The following is a 3,705-nucleotide window of genomic DNA, read 5'->3' as shown; positions in this document are numbered from 1 at the left end:
ACATGAACTACCGCTATGTTGAGGAAACGGATCAGACGCGGCAGGCGCTGCTTGAAATCTACGTCGCAACGGTTCTGGACACTCCATACAACGACTTTAGGACTCACTAACCATGCGGCGGCTCTACCACTTCCTGAAGGGCCAATATGCGGTCGCCGCCATCGAGAAGCGGCGCCTACGCATCTCCCGCATCGAAGACCTCAATGACGCTTTCGAATTCATAGGCATCGTGCTCGACGACAAGCGCGACCGCATCCACCTGTCCTCGTATCGTCGCCGGCTGGACATGGAGCAGGGCATTATCTGCATGAGCGAAACTTGGTCCAAGCCGCAGATGTGGGGGCACTATGGCGAAAGTTTTCGCGGGATGGTGCTTGGGTTTGACATTTCGGAAGACGACTTCTTCAAGGTCCGTTACCGCAAAACCAGGCCGCGCCTTGCCGACCTCGGACTGTCGTCGTATGCCGAAATCGGACCTGAGCACCTTAAAGACTTGGCGCGGATAAAGTCTGACGGCTGGGCATATGAAGACGAGTGGCGCTGGCAACTGCCACTGGTCAATCCCGAGGTCATCCAGGGCCAGACGCACTACTTCCAGCCATTCGGGCCCGGCCTGCGGCTGAAGGAAGCCATTGCCGGTCCAAAGTTCCGCGAGCGCTCCTATGAGCAGATGCGGGAGATGGTGAAAGGGATGGGCGTCGAGGTAATGCTGGCACGGGGCGACTTCGCCAAGTTCGAGGTCACCCGTCAACGCCAGTTTAGTTTATGGCCGCCTGTTGATCCGCAGACACCTTAGCGGCAACAAAGCGTTGGCAGTTCGGCAGTTCGGCTGGGTAGGAGCGAAAAGAAGGCAGGCTACTCGCCCAAGACGTAGCTCAACGTCTGATATCACGGCGGCGACCGGAAGGAGTCATCCTGCCTTCGACCCCGTTGTGGCTGTCTGGAACGCGCCTTCATTTCGGCCATTCGAGGTGCCATCGGAAGCCGCCCAATGCGGACGTAGGATTTGGCCTCCGCTTAGGCTGGCATGAGGGATAGTATCGACGGTACACTCGTCTATGAGTTGCGGTGGAGGCTGCGAACTGGCATCGCTTGACTTGCACATGGGCAGGCGGCCAGAAGCAGGCTGACTTGTGTTAGGGTTTGGATCGAAACGAAATGACGCTCGACATCAGGGGAAGCATCAAGAACACCAAGCTCAGCTTGAACCAATACGTGGTCTTTGAAGAACTTATCGCCAATGCGATAGATGCCTATCTCATTCGGCGAGCGAGCGACCAATCCGCGCCGGACATGAATATCGCAATCGAAGTCGATTTCTTGCGTGCAGACTTGCTCGACGATCGCGAACTAATGAACGTTTCGTGCGGCGACAACGGATGCGGTCTCGGCGACGACCAACTCAAGGCCTTCCTGACAAAGGATACGTCCTACAAGGACGATCTCTCCATCTCTGGCATCGGAAAGTGCAAGGGCGCGGGACGCATCCAGTTCTTCCATCATTTCGCAGCGATGAGGATCACCAGTACCTACCGGGACGGTGACTCTCTCCTGAAGCGCGAGTTTCGGTATTCCGAACCGCAGAAGCAAATCGAGGCTGATGATTTTACCACGGCGCCGGTCGCTGAAGCCGACATCGGGACCGTCATCCGGCTTGAGCAATTCAAAGAGGCGGTTCGCCCGCGCGTATCCCACGGTGAGGCCCTCAGCACCCTCTTCTCGGCGCCGGGGCTGAAAAAGCAGATGCTCGTCGCTTTCCTGCAGCGGCTCGTCGGACTCGGTGAACAGCTCGGCAACTTCGAGATCCGGTTCACCACACGGCACTGGAAGGACGACCAAGCGAAGATCGAAGCGCTACGGCTCGCCGACCTGCCGGCAGTCACTGCCGAGCGGGCTGTTGATGTCGAAGAGCGTGATCCTGCATCAGGGGACCGTCTCGGCACGCGGCAAACATTCAACCTCTCCCACTATCAGCTCGATGCCGAACAGTATGATCTTCCGCGCAACGCCATCGCCTTCTGTGCCAAGTCCACGCCTGTGAAGGACATCACGGGTCACTACCTCAGGACGCGTACCGAGCAAAACAACCCGGTCGGCGGTTTCCATCATATCGTGCTGATCGAGGCTGACTATCTGGACGCACGCGTCAACGAGCAGCGCGACGACTTCGACAATATTCCCGACGAGATTCCGAGCGGCGATATGTTTTCGGCGGAAAAATTGTCCTACGCTGACATTCATGAGGCGCTCGACCCGGTCATCGACGAGATGGTCACTCCTGCCGACTGGAAGAAGGAGGCGGTGCTCAAGGAGGCCACCCACCAGTTCGGTATCAGCGAAGCGATGCTACAGGATACCAAGACCAGGATCGTGTACGGCGAATCCGCCCAGTCGGTCGCTGAACGCGTGTTGAGCAAATACCAGAAGGCCATCATCGACGAGACCGCCGCGATCTTCAGCCTCAAGGAGGAGATCATGGCAGCCGAGCCGGACTCCGACGAGTTCCGCAAGAAAATCCATGAACTTTCCTGGAAATATACGTCATCGCTCAAGAACTTCGACATGGCGAACCTGTCGCAGCTAATCGTGCGTCGCGCCGCGATCGTCGATATCCTCGATCTCGCCTGCGGCCAGCGGCTTGCCATGCAGGCGGCCGCCGACGGCGCCAGACGCAAGGATGAGCAGATCATCCACAGCATCTTTTTCCCGATGCGCAAGGACAGCACCGAAACGACTGATCACGATATCTGGTTGCTGAGCGAAGAGTACCAATATTATGACTATATCGCGTCGGATTTGCCGCTCGCGAACATCAGATGGAACGATGACACCAATGTATTTGAGAGTGACATCGACGAGGCACTTCGAAAAATTCTTGCGAAACGCACGAGCGACAACGGGGGCAAGCGTCCCGACATCGCGGTGTTCAGTAAGGAGGGCTCGGCGATCATCGTCGAATTCAAGGCGCCTGGTGTTTCCACTGACGAGCATATCGGCGATCTTTCCGAATATGCTCAGCTGCTTGCGGCGAAATCCGGCGGCAAACTCAGAAAATTCTATGGCTATCTGATCGGCGATAGCGTCAATACGCTGCGTCTGAGCGGGAACTGGACGCCGTTCCCGACCGGCAAGGGCTGGTTCCAATCAAGCGAACTGAAGGATCCCGAGACGCGGCAATCGCTGGGTGAGACCTATTTCGAGATACTGCATTTCAGTGATGTGATCGACCGCGCCAAAAAACGCATTGGCGTCTACCAGGACAAACTCAAACTGGACTTCCGTCGCGACAACATTTGAACTGCGACCGCGCCCTTGGGTCCGCCTAGCGCGTTTGAGTTCGGGAGCGGACTGGCAGGACTCGGCCCCTCGGGCACCAGCTAAACGTCGACGATAACGGGAGGTCCTACGCCGCCAACCTGTAGTCGTTTCAGTGATGGGCTGCTGAGATCGACTTCATTCTGATGTGAAGGGAACTGCGTAAGTTTCGGCGTCGAATCCCCTGAAAGCGACCCCGGCAGCCTTCATTGCCTTAAATACCTTGCAAACGGCGGAAACGAAGATGGGCATCAAGTCCAAATAGATTTGATCCTTCGGGTATCGGTCACGTAACCCGCGGTCGCGGATTGCCGGAAGTTTGAGCTGCATATCGATGCCTTCCATCCTCCGCACAGCCTTGTCGCTGCCGACGATGGTGTCGAGGTAGGG

General features: G+C 57.0%; 2 protein-coding genes and 1 pseudogene. 2 read left to right on the top strand and 1 reads right to left on the bottom strand.

Features of this window, described 5'->3' with window-relative positions:
* Positions 1-112: 112 nt before the first annotated feature.
* On the top strand, positions 113-796 hold the full coding sequence (locus EOA32_RS34720) for a DUF2971 domain-containing protein (RefSeq protein ID WP_128374102.1): 684 nt from the start codon (positions 113-115) through the stop codon (positions 794-796).
* A 362-nt stretch (positions 797-1,158) separates the two neighbouring features.
* Positions 1,159-3,297, top strand: coding sequence for a hypothetical protein (locus EOA32_RS34715; protein WP_128374101.1), 2,139 nt, complete (start codon positions 1,159-1,161; stop codon positions 3,295-3,297).
* Positions 3,298-3,453: 156 nt separating this feature from the next.
* Here EOA32_RS34715 and EOA32_RS39010 read toward each other — a convergent pair.
* Positions 3,454-3,705, bottom strand: a pseudogene (locus tag EOA32_RS39010) (hypothetical protein); the annotation flags it as partial.

The sequence above is a fragment of the Mesorhizobium sp. M1A.F.Ca.ET.072.01.1.1 genome (assembly GCF_004023325.1).
In the GTDB taxonomy this organism is placed as follows: domain Bacteria; phylum Pseudomonadota; class Alphaproteobacteria; order Rhizobiales; family Rhizobiaceae; genus Mesorhizobium.
This window is presented reverse-complemented; position numbering and strand designations above follow the sequence as displayed.

Bases quoted from the DNA above. Each gene is read 5' to 3' on its own strand.
- EOA32_RS34720 (WP_128374102.1), top strand. From the start codon at position 113: ATGCGGCGGCTCTACCACTTCCTGAAGGGCCAATATGCGGTCGCCGCC.
- EOA32_RS34715 (WP_128374101.1), top strand. From the start codon at position 1,159: ATGACGCTCGACATCAGGGGAAGCATCAAGAACACCAAGCTCAGCTTG.